This is a genomic window from Streptomyces sp. SCSIO ZS0520 (genome assembly GCF_025643355.1).
GTDB lineage: Bacteria > Actinomycetota > Actinomycetes > Streptomycetales > Streptomycetaceae > Streptomyces > Streptomyces physcomitrii.
Map to the genome: position 1 here is coordinate 361,423 of NZ_CP092644.1, position 22,236 is coordinate 383,658.

General features: G+C 73.5%; 18 protein-coding genes and 1 tRNA gene. 11 read left to right on the top strand and 8 right to left on the bottom strand.

Going from position 1 to position 22,236, the window contains the following annotated elements; all coding sequences use genetic code 11:
* Positions 1 to 70: 70 nt before the first annotated feature.
* Together MID12_RS01200 and MID12_RS01205 are read left to right on the top strand one after the other, a co-directional pair.
* Positions 71 to 1,015: a DUF3048 domain-containing protein gene (locus MID12_RS01200; protein WP_263164265.1), complete on the top strand. Its 945-nt coding sequence runs from the start codon at positions 71 to 73 to the stop codon at positions 1,013 to 1,015.
* A 48-nt stretch (positions 1,016 to 1,063) separates the two neighbouring features.
* Positions 1,064 to 1,585, top strand: coding sequence for a hypothetical protein (locus tag MID12_RS01205; protein WP_263164266.1), 522 nt, complete (start codon positions 1,064 to 1,066; stop codon positions 1,583 to 1,585).
* Between the two features lie 69 nt (positions 1,586 to 1,654).
* Here the strand turns inward: MID12_RS01205 and MID12_RS01210 are convergent, their stop codons facing one another.
* Together MID12_RS01210 and MID12_RS01215 are read right to left on the bottom strand one after the other, a co-directional pair.
* Positions 1,655 to 4,327, bottom strand: a complete 2,673-nt coding sequence (locus MID12_RS01210) for an ATP-binding protein (RefSeq protein ID WP_263164267.1) — start codon at positions 4,325 to 4,327, stop codon at positions 1,655 to 1,657.
* A gap of 210 nt (positions 4,328 to 4,537) precedes the next feature.
* Complete coding sequence (locus tag MID12_RS01215) at positions 4,538 to 5,152, bottom strand: TetR/AcrR family transcriptional regulator (protein ID WP_040246163.1); 615 nt, start codon at positions 5,150 to 5,152, stop codon at positions 4,538 to 4,540.
* Positions 5,153 to 5,450: 298 nt separating this feature from the next.
* Here MID12_RS01215 and MID12_RS01220 point away from each other — a divergent pair, with 298 nt between their 5' ends.
* A complete protein-coding gene (locus tag MID12_RS01220; protein WP_263164269.1) occupies positions 5,451 to 6,401 on the top strand; it encodes a DMT family transporter in 951 nt (316 codons plus the stop codon).
* A gap of 130 nt (positions 6,402 to 6,531) precedes the next feature.
* On the opposite strand, the gene MID12_RS01225 is transcribed toward MID12_RS01220, so the two are convergent.
* Positions 6,532 to 7,350 (bottom strand): phospholipid scramblase-related protein, encoded by an 819-nt coding sequence (locus MID12_RS01225; protein ID WP_263164271.1) that lies wholly within the window; start codon positions 7,348 to 7,350, stop codon positions 6,532 to 6,534.
* Positions 7,351 to 7,428: 78 nt separating this feature from the next.
* The gene (locus MID12_RS01230; RefSeq protein WP_040246165.1) at positions 7,429 to 8,106 is read right to left on the bottom strand and encodes a hypothetical protein; all 678 of its coding nucleotides are present in this window, start codon (positions 8,104 to 8,106) and stop codon (positions 7,429 to 7,431) included.
* A 683-nt stretch (positions 8,107 to 8,789) separates the two neighbouring features.
* On the opposite strand from MID12_RS01230, the gene MID12_RS01235 reads away from it, so the two are divergent.
* Positions 8,790 to 8,877: transfer RNA gene (locus MID12_RS01235), tRNA-Leu, on the top strand.
* Positions 8,878 to 8,957: 80 nt separating this feature from the next.
* Positions 8,958 to 10,373, top strand: coding sequence for an amidase (locus tag MID12_RS01240; protein WP_040246166.1), 1,416 nt, complete (start codon positions 8,958 to 8,960; stop codon positions 10,371 to 10,373).
* Positions 10,374 to 10,400: 27 nt separating this feature from the next.
* On the opposite strand, the gene MID12_RS01245 is transcribed toward MID12_RS01240, so the two are convergent.
* Positions 10,401 to 11,345: a beta-ketoacyl-ACP synthase III gene (locus tag MID12_RS01245; RefSeq protein WP_040246167.1), complete on the bottom strand. Its 945-nt coding sequence runs from the start codon at positions 11,343 to 11,345 to the stop codon at positions 10,401 to 10,403.
* Positions 11,346 to 11,615: 270 nt separating this feature from the next.
* Here MID12_RS01245 and fdhD point away from each other — a divergent pair, with 270 nt between their 5' ends.
* Both fdhD and MID12_RS01255 read left to right on the top strand, forming a co-directional pair.
* Positions 11,616 to 12,464, top strand: a complete 849-nt coding sequence (fdhD, locus tag MID12_RS01250; protein ID WP_263164273.1) for a formate dehydrogenase accessory sulfurtransferase FdhD — start codon at positions 11,616 to 11,618, stop codon at positions 12,462 to 12,464.
* Between the two features lie 369 nt (positions 12,465 to 12,833).
* Positions 12,834 to 14,777: a sialidase family protein gene (locus MID12_RS01255; protein WP_263164275.1), complete on the top strand. Its 1,944-nt coding sequence runs from the start codon at positions 12,834 to 12,836 to the stop codon at positions 14,775 to 14,777.
* Here the strand turns inward: MID12_RS01255 and MID12_RS01260 are convergent.
* Entirely contained in the window at positions 14,753 to 15,730 is a 978-nt protein-coding gene (locus MID12_RS01260; protein ID WP_040246170.1) for an Lrp/AsnC family transcriptional regulator, read from the bottom strand. The two genes, MID12_RS01255 and MID12_RS01260, sit on opposite strands and share 25 nt — an antisense overlap.
* 141 nt (positions 15,731 to 15,871) lie before the next feature.
* Between MID12_RS01260 and MID12_RS01265 the strand changes: the two genes are divergently transcribed.
* From MID12_RS01265 to MID12_RS01275, 3 genes are all read left to right on the top strand, one after another.
* Positions 15,872 to 17,362 (top strand): MFS transporter, encoded by a 1,491-nt coding sequence (locus MID12_RS01265; RefSeq protein ID WP_263164277.1) that lies wholly within the window; start codon positions 15,872 to 15,874, stop codon positions 17,360 to 17,362.
* Between the two features lie 204 nt (positions 17,363 to 17,566).
* Entirely contained in the window at positions 17,567 to 19,393 is a 1,827-nt protein-coding gene (locus MID12_RS01270) for an AMP-dependent synthetase/ligase (RefSeq protein ID WP_263164279.1), read from the top strand.
* Between the two features lie 100 nt (positions 19,394 to 19,493).
* The gene (locus tag MID12_RS01275) at positions 19,494 to 20,327 is read left to right on the top strand and encodes an aldo/keto reductase (RefSeq protein WP_317633356.1); all 834 of its coding nucleotides are present in this window, start codon (positions 19,494 to 19,496) and stop codon (positions 20,325 to 20,327) included.
* 92 nt (positions 20,328 to 20,419) lie between these two features.
* On the opposite strand, the gene MID12_RS01280 is transcribed toward MID12_RS01275, so the two are convergent.
* Positions 20,420 to 20,725, bottom strand: coding sequence for a 4a-hydroxytetrahydrobiopterin dehydratase (locus MID12_RS01280; RefSeq protein WP_263164280.1), 306 nt, complete (start codon positions 20,723 to 20,725; stop codon positions 20,420 to 20,422).
* Positions 20,726 to 20,836: 111 nt separating this feature from the next.
* Between MID12_RS01280 and MID12_RS01285 the strand changes: the two genes are divergently transcribed.
* The gene (locus MID12_RS01285; RefSeq protein ID WP_263164282.1) at positions 20,837 to 21,649 is read left to right on the top strand and encodes a helix-turn-helix domain-containing protein; all 813 of its coding nucleotides are present in this window, start codon (positions 20,837 to 20,839) and stop codon (positions 21,647 to 21,649) included.
* A gap of 43 nt (positions 21,650 to 21,692) precedes the next feature.
* Here MID12_RS01285 and MID12_RS01290 read toward each other — a convergent pair whose 3' ends face one another.
* Positions 21,693 to 22,118, bottom strand: coding sequence for an OsmC family peroxiredoxin (locus MID12_RS01290; RefSeq protein ID WP_040246178.1), 426 nt, complete (start codon positions 22,116 to 22,118; stop codon positions 21,693 to 21,695).
* Between the last annotated feature and the right edge of the window lie 118 nt (positions 22,119 to 22,236).

Sequence of the window (22,236 nt, forward strand, 5' to 3'; positions counted from 1 at the left end):
GCGGACACGGGCCGGGGGTGCCGGGGCCCGTACCCGGGTAGGAACCGGCGCAGAACCCGGAGGGGGCGCGATGCACAAGGCGAGCAGGGGACGCGGGCGGCTGGCGGTGGTGGCCGCGGCACTGCTCGCCGTGGTGCTGCCGGCCTGCACACCGGAGGACGAGAAGACGCCCGACCGCTCCGGAGGGGGCGGCCCCGTCCTCGCGGTGAAGATCGACAACGTGGGCCCGGCGCGCCCGCAGACCGGCGTCGAATCCGCCGATGTCGTCTACGTGGAGCGCGTGGAGGCGGGCCTCAGCAGGCTGATGGCGCTCTACGCCACCCGGCTGCCGAAGACCGTCGGCCCGGTGCGCAGCGCCCGGGAGAGCGACCTGGAGCTGCTGCGGCAGTTCGAGGACCCGGTGCTCGCCTTCTCCGGCGCGCAGTCGAAGCTCCTGCCGGTGATCGGCCGGGCCCCGCTGCGCGCCGTCACCCCGGGCTCGGCGCCCGGCGGCGCCTTCTTCCGGGACAGCGGCCGGGCGGCACCGCACAACCTCTATCTGCACCCGGACCGGCTGCTGAAGAAGGCCGCCGGAAAGGAGGCGCTGCGTCGGGCCGGGGTCGGCTTCGGGCCGCGGCCGGACGGCGGCACCGCGCTCGGCTCGCGCACGGTGGGCTACCCCTCGGCGCGCTTCAGCTTCGACTGGTCGGCGGGCAAGGGGCGCTGGCTGGTCTCGATGGACGGCAGGCGGGCCACCGCGGCGGGCGGCGCTCCGCTGGCCGCGGCGACGGTGGTGGTGCAGTACGTGAAGGTGCGCGAGTCCGGCTACCACGACGTGCGCGGCAGCAACTCCCCCTACTCGCAGAGCACCGGCTCGGGCCGGGCCCAGGTGCTCCGCGACGGCCGCGCCTTCGAGGGCCGCTGGCAGCGCCCGGCCGTGTCGAGCGCCACCGAGTTCACCGACCCGGACGGCGGGCGCCTGCCCTTCGCCGAGGGGCCGGTCTGGATCGTCCTCGCGGAGGACCGGCAGGAGTGAGCGGGGCCGCCGGACGGCCGCCCGCGCGCGTGCGACAGGATTCCGGTCATGGACGTCTACGAGGACCCGGCCACCTGGAAGCCCGAACCGGTGCGCCCGCGAAGGCAGTTGATCCCGCAGTTCCTGGCGAGCGTGGTGTTCTTCCCGGTGTTCTGCGGGGTGTTCGCGGCGGTCTTCGCCGTACTGCTCGCGATCGGCCTCTTCACCGAGGCCCTGGCGATCGTCAGCGACCGCTACGAGCGCGCCTTCCTGCGGATGATGGACCGGACGGCCGGCCGCCTGCTGCCCCTGGCCTCGTGGTGCGTGACCTGGCCGGAGCTGCGCCACGAGGGCGACACCGCCTTCTACCGGGCGCGGGTCGACAAGGTGGTCGGCAACTGGACGAAGCGCGCCTCGGCACCGGCGGAGCCGAAGAAGCCGAAGCCGCCGGTGGAGTGCGAGATACCGCTGCGCGCCTACCGGGGCGTGGGCGGCGGCTATGTCGCCGAGGTCGCCCTCGCCCAGGGGTGGGAGCTGCGCCCGAGCGACGTCCGCAGGGAGGTGCGGCTGTGGTGGTCGGCGGCCTCCTGAGAGATCTGCGGGCCTGATCCGCCGGAAAGCCCTGGGCCCGCTTCCCGATCCGGGGCCGGGCGAGACGGGCTAGCGCAGCCCCCGCCCCGTCTCCAGGACCTCGCGGGCGCGCTGGGCCAGGCCGTCGGCGCCGCAGGAGCGGGCGAGGGTGAGGCCGCGGGTCAGCTCGGTACGGGAGCGGGCGGCGATGCCGTACTCGACCCGGGCCTGGGCGTGTTCGAAGGCGCTCGGCGAGGCCTCCAGATAGGCGACGGCCTGGGCGTACAGGGTGACCGAGCGCTGGCCGGTCTCCAGGGCCGCGGCGGTGCGCAGGGCCTCGCCTATGGCGGTGTCGGTGCCGAAGCGCTCCGCCTGCACCCGGGCGTCCGCGGCGAGCGCCTCCGCGCGCACCGGGTCCTCGCCGGCCAGGGCGCGGGCGAGGTCGCCCGCCCAGGGCGCCATGACGATGTTGTGCCGGCCGCGGGCGGCGGCGGACCGCTCCGCGGCCTCCAGTTCGCCGATGCCCTCCTTGGTCCGGTCGGCGGCGACGAGCAGGCGGCCGCGTACCGAGTGCAGGTCGGGGAGCACGATCGTGGAGGGGTAGGGCGGCTCGATGCGGTAGAGATTCGCGATCTCCTGCGCCTGTTCGACGTGGCCCCGGGCGAGCAGGGTGTCGATCAGCATGCAGGCGGCGTCCCAGTGCATGGGCAGGCCGCTGCCCACCCGGTCCGCGAGCCGCAGCGCCTCGCGCAGGAAGGCCTCCGACTCGGCGAGCCGCCCGCGCCTGCGGTGCACGTGCCCGACGAAGGCGTGCGCGAGGGCGAGGTGGCCGCCGCTCCATCCGGCGCTCTCGTAGCTGCGCAGCGCGTCGTTGAAGAGGCTCTCGGCGCGGTCGAGCCGGTCGGCGAAGGCGTACGCGCTGCCCAGCATGACGAGGAGTTCGAAGCCCCACTCGGTGTCCGTCCAGCCGAGCCCGGGCGCGAGCCGCCCGTTGACCAGGGCGCGGTCGCACAGCTCGACGACCTCCTCGGCGTTCTCGCCGCGGGTCATCGCGTCGAAGGCGCGCAGGATCAGCAGCGCGCGCTCGGAGTTGTCACGCCCGGTCAGGGGCCCGGCGAGGGCGGCGAGGCTGCGCGAGCGGGCCGGTGAGTCCTCCTCGCCCGCGTGGATGCCCTCCCACATGTAGTGGACGGCCTGCAGCCGCAGCCGCGCGGGGCCGGGCGGCAGCCGGTCGGCCTCGGCGTCCACGGTGCGCACGGCCTCCTCCAGCTCGCCGTTGTGGACCAGCGCCTGCGAGAGGCGGCAGACCGCGTCGACCCGGTTCTCGCCCTCCAGGCCGGGCATCGACAGGGCCGCGCGCAGATGCCGGACGGTGGTGGCGGGCGAGTTGAGCAGGGTGGCGCAGCCCAGTTCGTACAGCACGCCCGCGTGGACCCCGGGCAGCGGCGGTTCCTTCAGGGCGCGTTCGAGGCAGCGGCGGGCCGCGTCCGGCGCGCCGACGGCGAGGTGCTCGCGGGCGGCCTCCCGCAGCTGCTCGACGAGTTCCGCGTCGTCGTCCGGGTGGACCTCGAGCAGGTGCCGGGAGGCGGCGGCCGCGCCCCGGCCCGACTGGGTGACCGCCCAGGCGGCCTGCCCGTGCATGGCGGTGCGCACCCCGCCCGGGATGGACTGGTAGACCGCGCTGCCGATCAGCGGGTGCACGAACTCCATCTCGCCCTCGGCGTAACGGCTTTCGGCCGCCTGGACACCGGTGGCGAGGATGCGGGCCGTGCACAGCTGCTCGGCGCAGCGCCGCGCGTCCTCCGGCTTCATGCCCGCGAGGGTGGCGGCGAGCGGGATGGAGATCCGGGTGCCGAGTATCGCGGCGGCCCAGGCGAAGCGGGTGACGTCGGTGCCCATGGCCTCCAGGCGGGCGACGAGGCCGCGGCCGCGGGCGGAGCGGTTCAGGTCGCGCAGCTCCGCGGCGGAGGACTCGACGGGGGCGAGCCCGGCGTCCTGCACCTTGGCGAGGAGTTCCACGGTCTCGTACGGATTGCCGCCGGTGACGGCCCAGACCTCGCGGCAGAAGGGCGCGTCGGCGTGCTCCCCGGCGCTGGCGCGGGTCAGGCCCGCGGTCGCCTCCGGGGTGAGCGCCCGCAGGGTGCTGCGCGGGCGGGCCGCGGCGCCGACCCGGTCCAGGAGGACGGCGCTCTCCCCGTGCGCCTCGTCCGGCCGGTGGGCGACGACCAGGAGCACCGGCAGATCGTCCAGGCGCTCGGCGAAGGCGGCGAGCCAGCGCAGGGTCTCCTGGTCGGCCCAGTGGGCGTCGTCGATGAGCAGGACCAGCGGCCAGTGGCGCCGGGCGAGCCGCCCGACCGCCTCGACCAGTCCGTCGCAGACGCCCCGCGGGTCGGCCTGGCGCCCGGTGGGCTCGGCTATGCCGAGCGCGGGTCCCGCGATGTCGTACCAGTCCCCGAGGTATTCGCGGGCCTCCTCGGGGCCGAGGGCGAGCAGGGCGGGCTGGAGCAGCTGCCGTACGACGTTGAAGGGGACGGAGGTGACGGCCTCCCCGCCGCGGGCCGACCAGACGGTGCAGCGGTCGCGGACCAGCCGCCGGACCTCGGCGAGGAGGGCGGTCTTGCCGATCCCGGCCTCGCCGCGGAAGACGAGCAGGCTGCCGGAGCGGGCCGGGGCGCAGAGGGCTTCCACGGCCCGCGCGGCGCCGGCGAGTTCGGCGTCGCGCTCCCACAGCGGGGCAGCGGACCCGTCCAGGCCGTGCGTCATCGCGCTACCTCCACCATCACCTGTCCGAGCCGCCTTTCGGTGTACCCGTTCGAGACTAACCGCAGCGGCCGCCCGGCGGTGGCGGTCCGTGCACCTTGGCCGGGTGGGACGAACTTCCGTGCCCAGGTGTGGTATTCGCCGCCGCGGTGCGCTATAACCGGCCAACTCCCGCGCGGGCGGGGCCGATTGCCCGCCGGGGCCGGGCGGGTCTCAGGGGCCGGTGAGCCCGAGGGGCGGCAGCACGCAGTGCTCGACGAAGCGGCCGAGGTACTCGGCGTCGGCGAACCGGCCCTCCAGCATCGGCCGGACCCGGATCACCCCGACCAGCTGGGCGGCGAGGAAGGGCGCCGCCGGGTGGTCGGCCGCCAGTTCGCCCCGGAGCACCCCGCGCCGGATCATCTCGCCGACGGCCGCGACCTCCGGCTCGATCAGGGTCTCGCGCAGGGCCTTCTGGAGTGCCTGGTCGCGCATCGCGGCGTGCGCCAGGGCGTGCAGCAGGGTGGTGTCGTCGTCGGGGCCGTCGCCCGCGGCCCGCGCCGCCTGCCGCAGGTCCCCGGCGAGCGAGCCGGTGTCGATCCCGGCGAAGCGCACACAGCGGGTGGAGCGCAGCGCGGCGACCACCAGGCGCGGCTTGGAGCCCCACTGCCGGTAGAGGGTCGACTTGCTGCACCGGGTGCGGGCGGCCACCCCCTCCATGGTCAGCGCCTCGTAGCCGTTCTCCCTGATCTCGTCGAGCACGGCCTCGTAGAACTCCTGCTCGCGCTCGGGCGTGATCTTGGACCGCGGCGAGGAGGACACCGCGACACCCGCCTCCTTCGCGGTCATGGCTGCACTTCCTCGGGCCGGGAACGTGACGGAATCCGCCGACGATTCATCGATACGGCAGTGTACCGGTACGGGGTCGTATCGGTACACTGTCGTTTCGGTAACTGCGGTGCGCCCTGACGGGCTCCCGTGTCCGCAAACGTACGACCGCCGCATCCCGCGCGAAAGGGTCAGGGAGCCTCACCGTGAAGGACGTCTTCGCCTCGGCGCCGGCCGCCACCGGCACGCGCACCCGCCGCCATCCCGCGCACTCCCCCGTCTGGCTGCGCTCCAGCGCCGTCCCCCCGTGGGCCGCGCGGTGAGCGCGACCCTCCTCGCGGTCCTCCTCTGCCTGCTCTCCGCGGTCGCCTACGCCGCCGCGGCCGTGGCCCAGGAGCGGCTCGCCGCGCGCAGCGGCACCGGCGGGGTCTGGCGGCTGCTCGCGCGCGGCTCCTGGTGGTGGGCGGTGAGCCTCAACTCCGGGGGCGCGCTGCTGCATGTGGCCGCGCTGAAGTACGGCTCGCTCACCCTGGTGCAGCCGCTCGGGGCCCTCACCCTGGTGGCCGCGGTGCCGCTCGGCGCCCGGCTCGCCCACCGGCGGGTCGCCAGGATCGAGTGGCGCGGCACCGTCCTCACCCTCCTCGGCCTCGGCGCCCTGCTGGTCACCGCGACCGGGCCCGCCCCGGAGCAGACCCTGTCGACGAACGAGGCGATGACGGTGGCGGTCACCGCCGGGCTGCTCATCGCCGTGCTCTGCCGCGGGGCCCGCCCCGGGCTGCGCTTCGCGAGCGCCTCCGGCATCGCCTCGGGGCTCGCCTCCGCGCTCACCCAGACCGTCACCGTCGCGGTCACCGACGACAAGGCCTCGCCGTTCGGCGTGCAGGTGGTCGTGGTGGCCGTCCTGGTGGCCGCCTTCGCCGCGGGCAGCCTGCTGCTCGCCCAGACCGCCTTCCGCGGCGGGCTCGGGGCGCCGCTCGCGGTGGTGACCCTCAGCAACCCGATCGCGGCCGCGGCGATCGGCATCACCCTCCTCGGCGAGCGCATGCAGGGCGGACCGCTCGGGGTGCTGCTCGCCCTGTGCGGCGCGGGCCTCGCCGCCCGCGGGGTCTTCCTGCTGGCCCGCGCGACACCACCGCGCGGCGACGCGGCACCCGGTCCGGTGCTCTCCTACGTACCGCCGCAGCCCGCGGAGCTCGCGGACCCGCCCCGGTGGCTGCACCGGCGCACGGCCCCGCCACCGGAGGCGGAGCGGGAGCAGCGGGCCAGCTGAGGCGGCCGGGGGCGCGCTCCCCCAACAGGCCGAGGCGCGTCCCCCGGCAGGACCCCACCGCCCGCGTCCCGCGACGGGACCGGCCCGTCGCGCTCCCCGGCAGGGCCGACCGCTCACCGGCGGCGGCGGTTCAGCCGAGGCCGCGGGCGTCCTGCTTGAGGGCCGTGTCGACGGTGAGCGCCGTGGCGACCACCAGGCTCCGCAGCGGCTCGGGCAGCTGCTGGTGGATCTGCAGGACGTAGTTGTCGGCGGTGGTGAACATCGTCTTGGCGAGGCCCTCCCAGGTCTTGGTGATCCGGGCGACCTCGGTGTCCGTGTGGTCGACGATCGCGAAGTTCCAGGCGCGCCAGTTCTCCGCCTTGATCGCGCCGACCTGCCGGCCGTCCGCCAGGATCGCGAAGTTGATCTTCCCGAAGACGTTCTGCTGGACGATCTCGCCCACCGGCTGCCCGTCCGGACGCTCCACCAGGACCCGGGACTTCAGGAACTTCGCCGGGCGGGTCAGGACCAACTGGACCTGCCCGTGCGGGTCGCGGATCTCCAGGCGGTGGGTGAGGTACTGGTCGATGCTGGCGACGAAGCGGAGCGCCTTCTTCAGCCCGCTCTGGCCGACCTGGACGACCGAACCGAGGCTGCCGCCGTTCTGGTCGAAGACACCGTACTCATTGGTGAGTTCGATGAGCTTGGCCTTCTGGTTCACCACCAGGACCGGCTCGGTGAACAGCGTCCCGCCCCCCTTGCCGCCCGGGGCGAGACCGGCCTGCTGCCGCACCTGGCGCTGCACCCTCGCGGGATCGGCCGCCTGCTGCGGCACCTGCTGCCCCGGGGCGTTCCCGCCCTGGCCGCTGGTGTGCTCGGTCCAGGTGCTCCCGTCCCACCAGCGCAGCAGGCCCGAGGCGCCGTGCGGATCGGGGTACCAGCCGGCGGGAGTGTTCGCATGTGTCGTCATCCGGGCACATTACCCCGGTTCCACCCGTTCGAGGGATGCCGGACCACCTGCCGGACCTGCACTCGTACGAGTGCGGGCTCACCGGTCGTGCAGCGGAACCGCCTTCAAGTGCCCCGTCCCGCGCCGCGATTGGCGCGGCAGCCGACCCGCGAGGGGCGCGGGGCGCGGCCGGGGCTCACGCAGTACGAGGGTCAGCCGCGAGTAGCCGCGCGACTGGAGGGTGCGCGGGGTGTCGCCGACCACCCGGCAGGAGGTGCGGCCCCAGCGCGGGTCCGGGTGCCTCAACGGGCGTACCGCGCCGTCGTGTTCGAGACCGTCCTCGCCCACCGAGCGGATCCAGTGCGGGAGTCCGCGGACGTAGGCCTCCTCCATCAGCGGGTCGACGGCGATGTCGCGCCGGATGGACTGGAGCGAGGGGTCCTCGGTGTCGCGCTCCACCGCCCGGGCGAAGTTGGCCATCATCGGCAGGCACCACAGCGCCTCCCGGTCGACGAGCACGCTCCCGGCGTCCGGATGGAAGAGGACGAAGCGCAGGAAGTTCTCGCAGGGCATGGCCGTGGGGCAGCGGTCGAGGCCGGAGAAGAGGACATCGAAGGCCGGGTTGGCGAGCAGGACGTCCCAGCGGTGGTCGAAGACGACCGAGGGGTGCGGCACCGAGTCGAGGAGTCTCGCGTAGTCCTGGAGGTAGCCGTGGAGCCCGGGATCCTGCAGGCCGGGGTCCGGCCCCGGCCGCGGACCTGACGCCTGGTGTGCCATCGACTCGCCACCCCTCTTGCGGGCTGTGTTCTCTTGTCGCGCGGGACCCGGCCCCGCCTCGGGGCGGAAGCGTACGGCGCGCGACCCCTCGTCATGTACCCCATGACGAGGCACTGTTGCCATCGCAACCATCCTGGCATATGCCAATGCTTGACAGGTCAATGCCAAATTTGGCGCGCCTGGCCACCCTCCAAACCGGACGTACGGAAGGGTACTCGGACCTTTCCCCTCGCCACCCCCGCGATCATGGACGAAGGCGAGCCACCGGGAAGGACGGGCACGGAGAGAAGGCGGCCGACCGCGGACACTCGACCTCACCGACCGAACCTCGACTTCCGGATGTCGGCACCCCCAGCCGCGCGGTCACCCCGGCGCCCGGCACCCGACACCCGTCTCGCCTCCGGCATGGAGCTGGCCCGCCCCCGGCGGCCCTCACCTTCACGGGCACGATTCCGGCCGTCCTCATGGTGGGACTCGACGCCCCGGTCCGCCTCGACCGGCCGACCGACCCGGAGGGCGAACGGGACCATCCGGCACCCTCCGGACAGGCCGGGGCACCCGCCGGACCGCCGCGGAAGGCACCGCACTGACGTGCCGATATGGAGGTGAGAGGCACCCGGAAACCTTGGTATTGTTGTCTCTGTCGCCGCGGGGCAAGATCCTCGCGGACCGGCAGACACCTTGTCCGGGTGGCGGAATGGCAGACGCGCTAGCTTGAGGTGCTAGTGCCCTTTATCGGGCGTGGGGGTTCAAGTCCCCCCTCGGACACCAGCGAAGACCCCAGTCGACCTGGGGTCTTTTTGCTGTCTCCCCCTGCCGGGCCATGGTTTCCCGTGAGTAACATCCCTGGCATGGACAGCACACGGGTGCACGCATACGCCGACGACGCCCTGGGCGAGCACGACGCCACCGCCCTCGCCGAACTCCTCGCGGCCGGGGCGCTGAGCAGGCGCGAGGTACTCGAAGCCGCCATCGCCCGGATCGAGAAGGTGCAGCCGGAGCTGAACGCCGTGCGGCACGCGGACTTCGAGGGTGCGCTCGCGGCCCCGCCGGGCAGCGGGCCCTTCGCGGGGGTCCCCACCTTCATCAAGGACAACACCGATGTGGCGGGGCTGCCGTCACAGCACGGCTCCACCGCCTTCACGGCACGCCCCGCCGCCGCGCACGCGCCGATCTCCCGGCTGCTGCTCGGCCTCGGCCTCGCCAACCTCGGCAAGAGCACGCTCCCGGAGTTCGGCTTCAACGCCTCGACCGAGTACGCGGGACTGCCGCCCACCCGCAACCCCTGGAACCCCGCCTACTCCTCCGGCGCCTCCTCGGGCGGCTCGGCCGCGCTGGTCGCCTCCGGGGCCGTACCCCTCGCGCACGCCAACGACGGCGGCGGCTCCATCCGCATCCCCGCCGCGGCCTGCGGTCTCGTCGGCCTCAAGCCCACCCGGGGCAGGTTCCCGGCACCGGCCGGGCACGGGCTGCTCCCGGTGGGCATCGTCTCGGAGGGGGTGCTGACCCGCAGCGTGCGGGACACCGCCCGGGTCTTCACCGGCATCGAGCGGACCCACCGCCCCTCCGGCGGACTGATGCCCGCGGGCGGAGTCGAGGGCCCGGGGCGCCGGAGGCTGCGGATCGGCCTCGTCCTGGACTCGATCACCGGGCAGCGCACCGACGACGAGACCCGGACCGCCGTGGAGGAGGCGGCCCGGCTCCTGGAGGGCATGGGCCACCAGGTCTCGCCGGTGCAGATCACGGCCGCGCCCACCTTCCCGGCCGACTTCGCCCTCTACTGGGAACTCCTCGCCTACCTGCTGAGCAGCAACGGCAAGCGGATGTTCGCCCGCGACTTCGACCTGCGCGCCCTGGACCCGCTGACCGCCGGTCTCGCCCGGCAGTTCCGCACCCACCGGCGGCGGCTGCCCGGCGCCGTGCTGCGGCTGCGCCGGACGAAGGCGGACTACGCGCGGATGTTCACCGACGCCGATGTGGTCCTCTCCCCCGTCCTCGCCCATACGACCCCGCTGCTCGGGCACCTGTCCCCGGAGGCCGGGTACGAGCGGCTCTTCGCCCACCTCACCGACTACGTCGCCTTCACCCCGTTCAACAACACCGCCGGGGGCCCCGGCCTCTCGCTGCCGATGGGCCGCACCGCGGACGGGCTCCCGATCGGTGTGCACTTCTCCGCGGCGCACGGCGACGAGCGCACCCTGCTGCACCTGGCCTTCGAGATCGAGGAGGCGGTTCCCTGGCGGCGGATCCAGGACCGGGAGAGCTGAGCCGGGAACGCTGGGGCGGGTGCCCGCTCAGGGGCAGCGCACGACCTGGCCCGCGTACGAGAGGTTGCCGCCGAAGCCGAAGAGGAGGACCCGGTCGCCGCTGACCACCTCGCCGCGCTCGATCAGCTTGGAGAGGGCGAGCGGGATGCTGGCGGCCGAGGTGTTGCCGGAGTCGACCACGTCCCGGGCGATCACGGCCCGGTGCGCGCCGAGCCGCTCGGCCAGCGGCTCGATGATGCGCAGATTCGCCTGGTGCAGGACGATCGCGTCGAGGTCGGCGGGGGCCAGGCCCGCGCGGGCGCAGGCCTCCCGGGCCAGCGGCGGGAGCCGGGTGGTGGCCCAGCGGTAGACGCTCTGCCCGTGCTGCCGGAAGCGCGGCGGCGAGCCCTCGATCCGTACCGCCTCGCTCATCTCGGGCACCGAACCCCACAGCACCGGGGAGATCCCGGCCTCGTCCTCGGCGCAGGCCTCCACGACCACCGCGCCCGCGCCGTCGCCCATCAGGATGCAGCTGCTGCGGTCCGTCCAGTCGGCGACCTCGGACATCTTGTCGGCGCCGACCACCAGGGCCCGCCGCGCGCCGCCCGCCCGGACCGTGTGGTCGGCCGTGGCCAGGGCGTGGGTGAAGCCCGCGCAGACGACGTTGAGGTCGAGGGTGGCGGCGCCGGGCACCCCGAGGCGGGCGGCGATCCGGGCGGCCATGTTCGGGGAGCGGTCGATGGCCGTGGAGGTGGCGACCAGGATCAGGTCGATGTCGGCGGGGGCGAGCCCGGCGGTGGCCAGCGCCTTCCCGGCGGCGTGCGCGCCCAGCTCGTCCACCGGTTCCTCGGGACCGGCGAGGTGCCGGGTGCGGATGCCGACGCGGCTGGTGATCCACTCGTCGCTGGTGTCGACCAGGGTGGACAGTTCGCCGTTGGTGAGCACGCGCGCGGGCTGGTGGTGGCCCACCGCCGTGATTCGCGAGCCGTTCATCGGCCGCCCCCTGGTCCGTGTGATCTGCGGTGCGCGGTGCCCCGCGTCGACGAGTCTGGTCACCGGCCGGGCCGCACAGGGGCGTGGACTCCGACAGGAAATATCGGCACTCCTTGTCCATTTCGCTCACGTTATCCGCGGGCCGAGCCGGTATCCGCGAGGCAGGCCGTACCGTAAGAGTCGGCGCGGGCGGGCCGGGTGGCGGACAATGGCCCCGAAGGGCGGGGGGCCACCGCGCACGCAGCGAGAGAAACCGGGGCTGATCTGACCATGGGCCGTGCCACCGAACGCCGACGGATCGTCCGCATCCGGGACGGGAAGGTCTCCGCCCGGCCCGACACCCTCGCCGCCGAGGAGCCCCTGGAGATCCGCCTCAACGGCAAGCGGCTCGCCGTCACGATGCGCACCCCCGGCGACGACTTCCCCCTCGCGGCCGGCTTCCTGGTGAGCGAGGGCGTCCTCGCGCACAGCTCGGACCTCACCAGCATCGTGTACTGCGCGGGCGCCACCGAGGACGGCTCCAACACGTACAACGTCGTCGACGTACGGACCGCGCCCACGGTCACCGTCCCGGACATCACACTGGAGCGGAACGTCTACACCAGCTCCTCCTGCGGGCTGTGCGGGAAGGCGAGCCTGGAGGCGGTGCGCACCACCGCGCGCTTCCCGCTCGCGGACGAACCGGCGCTGCGGCTCACCCCGGAGCTGCTCGCCGCGCTGCCCGAGCGGCTGCGCGCCTCCCAGCGGGTCTTCGACCGCACCGGCGGGCTGCACGCGGCGGCGCTCTTCTCCGAGCGGGGCGAACTGCTCGACCTGCGGGAGGACGTGGGGCGGCACAACGCCGTCGACAAGCTCATCGGCCGGGCTCTCCAGCAGGGGCTGCTCCCGCTGTCGCGGGCGGTGCTGATGGTCTCGGGGCGGGCCTCCTTCGAGCTGGTGCAGAAGGCGGTGATGGCCGGGATCCCGGTGCTCGCCGCGGTCTCGGCGCCCTCCTCGCTCGCGGTGGACCTGGCGGCCGAGCAGGGCCTCACCCTGGTGGGCTTCCTGCGGGGCTCCTCGATGAACGTCTACGCGGGCGAGGAGCGGCTCGCCCTCGACGCGCCCGCCCACCAGGCCTGAGCGCCCGCCGGGGCCCGTCCCGGCGCGAATCGCCCAGGCGGGGCCAGATGAGTGACGGCCCATCAGGTACCGCACCGTGCCTCGGTATGCCCTGGCACACCGTCGCCAGGGCGCCGGCCGTCCTCCGTACGGCCATCAAGGGACCCCGGAACAGCGGGAGTTGACCCGCGCCCGAGACCCCCTGGGAGGCCGGGCAGGACCGCCCGGGAGAGCTGCGGCCAAGGCATGACATAAGCCGAGAATGTGCTTACCGCATTACCCGTGCGCACGGTCCTTGTGAGGTGCGCAGACGCACAAGTAGCGTCTGAGTTGCGCAGGTTGGACGTGGGATGTCCAGATGTTCGGATGACATGAAGGGCAGGTCGCACCATGCCGTCACCTCGCAGGGCACACCTCACCACCGCGGCTCATCGCTTCTTACGTCTGCTGGTCGCCGGGGCCTCGGCCGCCGCCGTCGTCTGCCTGCCCGGTACGGCCGCGGCCGCCCCCGGCGCCGCCGCTGCGAAGGCGGCGGGACTCGAACAGCAGGTCCTCTTCAAGGCTTCCCAGGATCCTGGGTACGCCTGCTACCGGATCCCGGCGGTGGTCCGGACGAACAAGGGCACCCTGCTGGCCTTCGCGGAGGCCCGCACCCACGACTGCTCGGACGCCGGGGACATCGACCTCGTGGTGAAACGCTCCGAGGACGGCGGCCGCACCTGGAGCGCGCTCTCGGTGGTCGACGAGGGCGCCGGCGACAGCCACGGCAACCCCGCCCCCGTGGTCGACCGGCGCACCGGCCGCATCCTGCTCGCCCAGACCTGGAACACCGGCAAGCCCGGCGGCGGCAACTGCGACGTGCCCTGCGACCGCACGCCGCACCTGCAGCACAGCGACGACGACGGCCGGACCTGGTCCACGCCCCGCGACCTCAGCAGCGAGATCCTGCCGAAGGAGTGGAACTCCTGGTACGCCACCGGTCCGGTGCACGGCATCCAGCTCACCCGGGGCGCGCACACCGGACGCCTGGTCATCGGGGTCAACGCCGAGTCCTGGGACGGCAGCCGGGTCACCGCCAACCACGCCGCGCTCATCATCAGCGACGACGGGGGCGAGCACTGGCGGGTGGGCGCCAAGGACAGCTATCCGATCGCGGCGGACGGCACCTTCCGGCAGAAGCCCTCGGAACTCACCGTCGAGGAGAGACGCGACGGCGCCGTCTACGTGAGCGGCCGGGAGCAGGACGGCACCGACCTCGGCCACCGCACCCACACCGTCAGCCGGGACGGCGGCGAGAGCTTCACCCGGCCCTTCCAGTCGATGCCCGACCTCTACATCCCGCAGGTCCAGGCCTCCTGCCTGCGGATGGGCGAGCGGATGCTGCTCGCGGCCCCGGCCGACCCGGACCGGCGGCGCACCATGATGATCCGCAGCTCCTGGGACGACGGGAAGACCTGGGACACCGTGGACCGGGGCAGCGTGGTCACCACCGACTGGTCGGGGTACTCCGACATGGTGGCGCTCGGCCGGGACGCGGTGGGCCTGCTCTACGAGGGCGGCGCCGTCGACGCCCGCGACGAGATCCGCTTCGCCCGCTTCGGCCTCGACTGGCTCGGCGACCGCCGCGGCCCCGGCCCGAGCACCGAGGACCGCGCCCCGGGCGCCGGTCGCGCCACCGTCCTCGGCTCCCCCGCGAGCACCGGGGGCAGATACGGAAAGGCGCTGCGCTTCGACGGCCGCGACGACGCCGTACGCCTGCCCTACCGGGACGAACTCCCGCTCGGCGGCCGCGATTTCACCAGCTCGCTGTGGTTCAGGTACACCGCCACCACGGGTGAGCAGCCGATGCTCTGGATGGGCGGGATCGGCACCACCCAGCCGCAGGTCTGGCTGCGCGGCGAGCCCGCCTCGAACCGGATCACCGGGCTGATCACCACCCGCCAGGGCGCGACCCTGCCGACGACCGCCTCGGTGCGCACCACCGGGGCGTACAACGACGGCCGGTGGCACCATCTCGCGCTGCGGCGCGGCGGCGGCAGGCTGAGCCTCTTCCTCGACGGGACGCCGGTCACCGCCGCCGACGTGCCGGGCTCGGTGACCCGCACCTCACCCTTCGGCGTGCATGTGGGGCAGCGCCTGGACAGCCGGGCGTTCTTCGACGGCGACCTCGACGAGGTACGGGTCTACGCCCGGGCGCTGAGCGACACCGAGATCCGCGGACTCGGCGGCAAGGGCGCCGCGGTGACCGGCAGCCCGCTGCTGCGGCTGCCGCTCGACCGGGTCGGCGAGCGGCCCGCCCGCGGGGCCGGTCAGCCGCGCGGGGGCGAGGGGTAGGTCAGCCGCTTGACCCGGCGCAGCACCGGGAGCGTCTCGATCCGCAGGACCCCGTCCAGGGTGCCGAGCGGCCCGCTGAGATAGGCGTACAGCTCGGCGGTGTCGCGCACCAGGACGGAGGCCACCAGATTGGAGGAGCCGGTGGTGGCCGCGGCGAAGGGGATCTGCGGGTGGGCGGCGAGGCTCCTGCCGACCTCGTCGAGGGCGCCGGGAGCGGCGGTGATCCACAGCTGGGCGCTCTGGCCGTAGCCGAGGCGGTCGTGGTCCAACTCGGTGTCGATGTAGAGGGCCCCGGAGGCGAGCAGTGCTTCGAGGCGCCGCTTGACCGCGGACTCGGAACGGCCGGTGGCCTTCTGGAGTTCGGGGTAGCCGGCCCGGCCGTCGCGCTCCAGGGCGGCGAGCAGCGGACCGTCCTCGGGCGTCAACTGCCCGGGGCCGGTGCCCGGTTGGTACCGCGGCCGCAGCCGGTCGCGCTGCTCCCCGGTCAGCTCGCCGCTCCGGGCCAGGGCGTGCAGCGGGCCCCCGGCGAAGCGGTGCAGGACCTGGTGGGCGCGGAGTTCGACGATGCTCGGGGTGCGCGGCAGCTTGCCGAAGAGCAGTTCGTCGTGCTCGTCCCGGGAGCGGGGGTGGGTGGAGCAGAGCACCTCGGTCCCGCCCGAGGCGAGGCCGACCCAGGCGGTGTCGGGGCGCTTGGCGAGGGCCGCGGCGATCGGTTCGGCGCCGTCGGGGGTGCAGCGCAGGCGCATCATCCACTGCCCCTCCTCGGTGCGCAGCGCGTCGCGCATCCCCACCACGCGCAGTCCGAGGGCGGTGCGCAGCCTGCGGTAGCGGCGGGCCACGGTCTGGTCGGAGACGCCGAGCACCTCCGCGATCCGGCTGAAGGGGGCCCGCCCGTCGATCTCCAGGGCCTGGACGAGCTGCCGGTCCAGCAGGTCGAACGCGTCGGTTCTCACCGCCCGCCCTCCCCTCGGTGTCGGAATCCGCCGATCACTCCCGCCTCATGGGAGATCTCGGCCTGCGCGACCTGATCGTACGACAGTGCAATCGCGCGTCCTCGACGCGAGAACCCGACGAGAGACCCAAGGGGTTGGAACATGCGCAAGTGGGGGCCGCTCACGGCGGTCTGCCTGGGAACGTTCATGCTGCTGCTGGACGTCACCATCGCGATCGTCGCCCTTCCCGACATGGCCCGGGCGCTGGACGCCTCGCTCAGCGACCTGCAGTGGGTCATCGACGGCTACGCCCTCGCGCTCGCCGCGCTGCTCCTCGGCATCGGGGCGGCGGCCGACATCCTCGGGCGCAAACGCGTCCACCTCGCGGGCGTGGCGCTCTTCGCGCTCGCCTCGCTGGCCTGCGGGCTGGCCACCGGACCCGGCATGCTGGTCGCCGCCCGCGCCTGCCAGGGCCTCGGCGGCGCGGCCATGTTCGCGACCACCCTGCCGCTGCTCGCCAGTGCCTACCAGGGCAAGGACCGCTCGGTCGCGCTCGGCGTCTGGGGCGCGGTCAACGGCGCCGCGGCGGCGCTCGGTCCGGTGCTCGGCGGGCTGCTCACCCAGGGCCCCGGCTGGCGCTGGATCTTCTTCGTGAACCTGCCGGTCAGCGTCGCCGCGGTGTGGCTGACCAAGGTCGCCGTACCGGAGTCCCGCGGGCCGCGCGAGCGGCGCATCGACTGGCCGGGGACCGCGGCCTTCGCCGTCTTCGCGGGCTTCGCGACCTTCGGCGCGGTGCGCGCGGGCGAGGCCGGGTGGGTCTCCGGCGAGACCGCGCTGTCGGCCGCGCTCGCGCTGGCCGGGCTGATCGCCTTCGTCCTGATCGAGCGGCGCAGCGACCATCCGATGTTCGACATCGGGCTGCTGCGCACCCCGGCCTTCCTCGGGGTGAGCCTCGCCGCCTTCGTCTTCAACGCCACCGCCTTCGGGCTGCTGCCGTACACCTCCATCTGGCTGCAGACCGTGCTCGGCATGAGCCCGATGCGCGGCGGCCTGGTCCTGCTGCCGCTGTCCGCCGCCTCCTTCCTGGTGGCCGCGGCGGGCGGGCGGCTGCTGCACGGGGTCCCGGCACGTTTCACGATCGGCGGCGGTCTGGTGCTGATCGGCGCGGGCTGCCTGCTCCAGGCGGTCCTGGACAGCGGGTCGAGCTGGCAGGCGCTGGTTCCCGGCCTGATCGCGGTCGGTGTGGGCACCGGACTCGCCTCGCCCTCCCTCGCGGGGGCGGCGCTCGCCGCGGTGCCGCCGGAGCGGGCGGGGATGGCGGGCGGCTCGGTCAACGCCTTCCGCCAGCTCGGCTACGCCCTCGGGGTCGCCCTGCTCGGTACGGCCGTCACCTCGCGGATGCAGGACTCGCTCAGCGCCGAGCAGGCCCACGCGCTGGCGGGCGGCGGCGCCCACGCGCTGCGCGGCGCGGTCCCGGAGGGCACTCTGCGCCACGCCTTCGCTTCTGGCCTGAACACGGCTGCCGTTTTCGCGGGGGTGGCGGGCATAGTGGCGGGGGTCGTCGTACTGGCGCTCGTCCGGGATCCCCGACAAGTCGGGCCAGACAAGACGATCAAGAACGAAGGCGCCCGGGACGTCGTTCATCGGCCGTAACCGGCAGGTACAGATTCGGTGGAGATTACGGCACCGAAACCTACCGACCCGTAACTGTTCTGTCCCGCCGCTCCCCTTGTGGCCCCATTTAGCCGCGCTGACCTGTAGGTATACACCAGTGGAGCGCGCCCTGGCACCCCTCCCGCCAGGGCGCGCTGTGGGGTACCGTCACCGGCGCTGTGCGGAGCGCCACAAGGAGCAACATTGCGCGAGTTCACCAACCCTGCGGTGGCGACGCCGCCGCCCGTGGGCGGCCTGGCGGACGCCGTGTTCGACAATGCGCGGGACGACGCGCGGCATGTGGTGTTCGGACGCAAGGGCGCGGACGGGCGCTGGCGGGATGTGACGGCGGCCCAGTTCCGCGACGAGGTGCTGCGGCTCGCCAAGGGGCTGCTCGCGCAGGGGGTCCGCTTTGGGGACCGGGTGGCGATCATGAGCCGTACCCGCTACGAGTGGACGCTCTTCGACTTCGCGCTGTGGACCGTCGGCGCCCAGGTGGTGCCCGTCTACCCGACCTCCTCGGCCGAACAGGTCCTGTGGATGCTGCACGACTCCGGGGTCTCGGCGGCGATGGTCGAGCACGAGGACCACGCCATGACGATCGGCTCGGTCATCGACCGGCTGCCGCAGCTCAGGCGGCTCTGGCAGCTCGACGCGGACGCGGTCGGGGAGCTGAACGCCGCGGGCGAGCACCTCGACGACGAGGTGGTGGACCGCCACCGCCGGGCGATCACCCCGGACTCCGTCGCCACCATCATCTACACCTCCGGCACCACCGGCCGCCCCAAGGGCTGTCTGATCTCGCACGCCAACCTGATGTTCGAGGCGGACACCGTGATCGCCCGCTGGGACTCGGTCTTCCGGCGCAGGCGCGGGGACGAGCCCGCCACCCTGCTCTTCCTGCCGCTGGCGCATGTTTTCGGCCGCATGGTCGAAGTGGCCTGCGTGCGCGGCCGGATCAAGATCGGCCACCAGCCCAACCTCAACGCCACGGCCCTCCTGCCCGACCTGACGGCCTTCCGTCCGACCTTCATCCTCGCGGTCCCGTACATCTTCGAGAAGATCTTCCAGGCCGGGCTGCGCAAGGCGGAGAAGAGCGGCAAGGACGGCCCCTTCGAGAAGGCGGTCGATGTCGCGGTGCGCTACGCGGAGGCCCTGGAGGCGAAGTCCTTCGGCCGGGGCCCGGGCCCCTCGGCGGCCCTGCGCATGCAGCACCAGCTCTACGACAAGCTCGTCTACGCCAAGGTCCGCGAGGCGATGGGCGGCCGGGTCCGGTACGCGATGTCCGGGGGCTCGGCGATGGACCGCCGGCTGGGCCTGTTCTTCTTCGGCGCCGGGGTCAGCGTCCTCGAGGGCTACGGGCTGACCGAGACCACCGCCGCCATCACCGCCAACCCGCCCGAGCGGACCCGCTTCGGCACCGTCGGCCAGGCCATCCCCGGCACCACGGTGCACATCGCGGAGGACGGCGAGGTCTGGGTGAAGGGCGGCAACGTCTTCCAGGGCTATCTGAACAACCCCAAGGCCACCGACGAGACCCTGCACGAGGGCTGGCTCGCCACCGGTGACCTGGGCTCCCTGGACGAGGACGGCTATCTGACGATCACCGGCCGCAAGAAGGAGATCCTGGTGACCTCCGGCGGCAAGAGCGTCTCCCCCGCCCAGCTGGAGGAGCGGGTGCGCGACCATCCGCTGGTGGCGCAGTGCATCGTCGTCGGCAACGACCGGCCGTACATCGCCGCCCTGGTCACCCTGGACTCGGACGCCGTGGAGCACTGGCTCGCCATGCGCGAGAAGCCCTCGCTCTCCCCGGCCGAGCTGGTGCGCGACCCGGACCTGGAGACGGAGGTCCGGCGCGCGGTGGTCGCCGCGAACACGCTGGTCTCCCAGGCGGAGTCGATCCGTACCTTCCGCATCCTGGCGCACCAGTTCTCCGAGGAGCACGGGCTGCTCACGCCCTCGCTCAAGCTCAAGCGCAAGGCCATCGAAGGGGTCTACGCCGCCGAGGTCGAGGCGCTGTACCGCAGTTGAGCCGGGGGTCCGGCCGCCCGCCCGCCTCTGGAATGCACTCCGGGTGCCGATCGTTGACCATGGGAGTACCACCCCCGAGAGAACTAAGGATCGAGAGCTCGTGAGCAAGGTCCCCCCGATCATCCTGAACAACGGCGTCGAGATGCCGCAGCTGGGCTTCGGCGTCTGGCAGGTGCCGGACGACGAGGCCACCACGGCCGTCGCGACCGCGCTGGAGGCCGGGTACCGCAGCATCGACACCGCCGCGATCTACGGCAACGAGGAGGGCACCGGCAGGGCACTCGCCCGCTCGGGCGTCCCCCGCAAGGAGCTCTTCGTCACCACCAAGCTCTGGAACGCCGACCAGGGCTACGACGCGACGCTGCGCGCCTTCGACGAGTCCCTGCGCAAGCTCGGGCTCGACTACCTCGACCTGTACCTGATCCACTGGCCGATGGTCTCGCGCGGCACCTACATCGAGTCGTACAAGGCCTTCGAGAAGCTGCTCCAGGACGGCCGGGTCCGCGCCATCGGCGTCTCCAACTTCCTTCCCGAGCACCTGCGGAACCTGATCGACGAGACCTCCGTGATCCCGGCGGTCAACCAGATCGAGCTGCACCCGCACCTCCAGCAGATCGCCTCCCGCGAGCTGCACGGCGAGGAGGGCATCGCCACCGAGGCCTGGTCGCCGCTCGGCCAGGGCAAGGGGCTCCTGGAGGTGCCCGCGATCGTGGCCATCGCCCAGAAGCACGGCCGCACCCCCGCTCAGGTCGTGCTGCGCTGGCACATCCAGCTCGGCAACATCGTCATCCCCAAGTCCGTGACCCCCGCGCGGATCGAGGAGAACATCGACGTCTTCGGCTTCGAACTGGACGAGGAGGACCTGGCCGCCATCCGCGCCCTCAACGAGGAGCGCCGCCTCGGCCCCGACCCGGCCACCTTCGACGCCGCCTGAGCAGCCCCACGCAAGACGCCGTACGGAACAGAGCGGAGCCGCCGCACCAGGAGTGCGGCGGCTCCGCCGCGTTCCGGGGCGCCCCGTCCGGCCTACTCCGCGCCGTGCGCCGCGGCCAGGGTCTCCACCCGGCGGGCCAGGTCGATGTCGAGTTCGGTGATGGCGCCGCCCGCGCTGTGGGTGTTCACGGCCACCGCCACGCTGTTGTAGCCGAGGGTGAGGTCGGCGTGGTGGCCCAGTTCCTCCTGGACCTGGGCGATGTGCATGACCAGCGCCGCCGCCGCGAAGTGCGGGCCGATCACATAGGAGCGCGCGATCCTGTCGCCGACCAGGGTCCAGCCGGGGAGTTCGGCGAGCCGGTTCTCGATGTCCTGCTGGGCGAGCGGTTCGACGGCCATGGCCGCGGCTCCTTCGGGTACGGGTGCGGGGTCCGCTGCGCAGCCTGCCACAGGAGGTCCGCCCGGTGGCCGATCCGGGCCGCGCGCCCCTGACTGGGCTACCGTCGGCCCATGACCTCGGCCCCGCCCCGTACCCCAACTCCCTCCTCCGGCAGGGGAATCGGTCCGCTGCTGCGCGGCTGGCGCGAGCGGCGGCGGATCAGCCAACTGGACCTGGCGCTGCGAGCGGGATCCTCCGCCCGCCACCTCAGCTTCGTCGAGACCGGCCGCTCCCGGCCCAGCGAGGCGCTGGTCCTGAAGCTGGCCCACCACCTCGACGTCCCGCTGCGCGAGCGCAACGCCCTGCTGCTCGCCGCCGGGTACGCGCCCCGGTTCACCGAGACCCCGCTGAGCGATCCCTCCTTCGCTCCGGTACGCGCCGGGATCGAGGCCCTGCTCGCGGGCTACGAGCCGTATCCGGCCCTGGTCCTGGACGCGCACTACGAGGTGGTGGCCGCCAACAAGGGCGTGGACACCCTGCTCGCCGGGGTCGCCGAGGAGCTGCTCGCGGGCCCCCTCAACGCGATGCGCCTGACGCTGCACCCGCGGGGGATGGCGCCCCGGATCCGCAATCTCGGCCAGTGGCGGGCCCATCTGCTCGCCCAGATGGAGCGGGATATCGCCCTCGACCGCTCCCCCGCGCTGCGCGCCCTGTACGAGGAGGTCGCGGCCTATCCGGTGGCCGATCCCGGCACCGAGGAGACGGGCGGCGCCGCGCACTTCGCGCTGCCGCTGCGGATCGAGCACGAGGGGCGGGTGCTGTCGTTCCTGTCGACGATCGCCACCTTCAACACCCCGATGGACGTGACCGTCGCCGGACTCGCCGTCGAGACCTTCCTGCCCGCCGACGCGCAGACCCTGGCCCAGCTGCGCGGGCGGGACTGAACCGGGCCGCGGCCGCCCCGGGGACGGCCGCGGCCCGGGTGCCTCAGGCCAGCTTGGCGGTGAGGCCGATGGTGGTGCCGGCGAGCGCCTGGCTGACCGGGCAGTTCTTCTTGGCGTCCTCGGCGGCAGCGGTGAAGGCCGCCTCGTCCAGACCCGGGACCTGGCCCTCGACGGTGAGGTGGATGCCGGTGATCCCGGTACCCGGCTGGAAGTCGACGTCCGCGGAGGTGACGAGCCGGGTCGGCGGGGTGCCCGCCTGGGTGAGCGCGTGCGAGAGCGCCATGGAGAAGCAGCTGGAGTGGGCGGCCGCGATGAGTTCTTCGGGGCTGGTCCTGCCGTTCGGCTCCTCGGCGCGCGAAGCCCAGGTCACCGCGTACTCACCGATGTCGGAGGAGTCGAACTTCACGACCCCCTGACCCTCGGTCAGGCTGCCGTCCCAGACTGTGTGTGCGGAGCGAGTGGTTGCCACCGTGGTTCCTTCCTCAGAATGTGCGGTACGTGGATTCCCCACCGCCCATCCGATCACACCGGCCCCTCGCGTACACGCAGGACGCGAGGACCGGCGGGCGGCGGGAAGCGGCCGAGGG

Bases quoted from the DNA above. Each gene is read 5' to 3' on its own strand.
- MID12_RS01200 (WP_263164265.1), top strand. From the start codon at position 71: ATGCACAAGGCGAGCAGGGGACGCGGGCGGCTGGCGGTGGTGGCCGCG.
- MID12_RS01205 (WP_263164266.1), top strand. From the start codon at position 1,064: ATGGACGTCTACGAGGACCCGGCCACCTGGAAGCCCGAACCGGTGCGC.
- MID12_RS01210 (WP_263164267.1), bottom strand. From the start codon at position 4,327: ATGACGCACGGCCTGGACGGGTCCGCTGCCCCGCTGTGGGAGCGCGAC.
- MID12_RS01215 (WP_040246163.1), bottom strand. From the start codon at position 5,152: ATGACCGCGAAGGAGGCGGGTGTCGCGGTGTCCTCCTCGCCGCGGTCC.
- MID12_RS01225 (WP_263164271.1), bottom strand. From the start codon at position 7,350: ATGACGACACATGCGAACACTCCCGCCGGCTGGTACCCCGATCCGCAC.
- MID12_RS01230 (WP_040246165.1), bottom strand. From the start codon at position 8,106: ATGGCACACCAGGCGTCAGGTCCGCGGCCGGGGCCGGACCCCGGCCTG.
- MID12_RS01240 (WP_040246166.1), top strand. From the start codon at position 8,958: ATGGACAGCACACGGGTGCACGCATACGCCGACGACGCCCTGGGCGAG.
- MID12_RS01245 (WP_040246167.1), bottom strand. From the start codon at position 11,345: ATGAACGGCTCGCGAATCACGGCGGTGGGCCACCACCAGCCCGCGCGC.
- fdhD (WP_263164273.1), top strand. From the start codon at position 11,616: ATGGGCCGTGCCACCGAACGCCGACGGATCGTCCGCATCCGGGACGGG.
- MID12_RS01255 (WP_263164275.1), top strand. From the start codon at position 12,834: ATGCCGTCACCTCGCAGGGCACACCTCACCACCGCGGCTCATCGCTTC.
- MID12_RS01265 (WP_263164277.1), top strand. From the start codon at position 15,872: ATGCGCAAGTGGGGGCCGCTCACGGCGGTCTGCCTGGGAACGTTCATG.
- MID12_RS01280 (WP_263164280.1), bottom strand. From the start codon at position 20,725: ATGGCCGTCGAACCGCTCGCCCAGCAGGACATCGAGAACCGGCTCGCC.
- MID12_RS01285 (WP_263164282.1), top strand. From the start codon at position 20,837: ATGACCTCGGCCCCGCCCCGTACCCCAACTCCCTCCTCCGGCAGGGGA.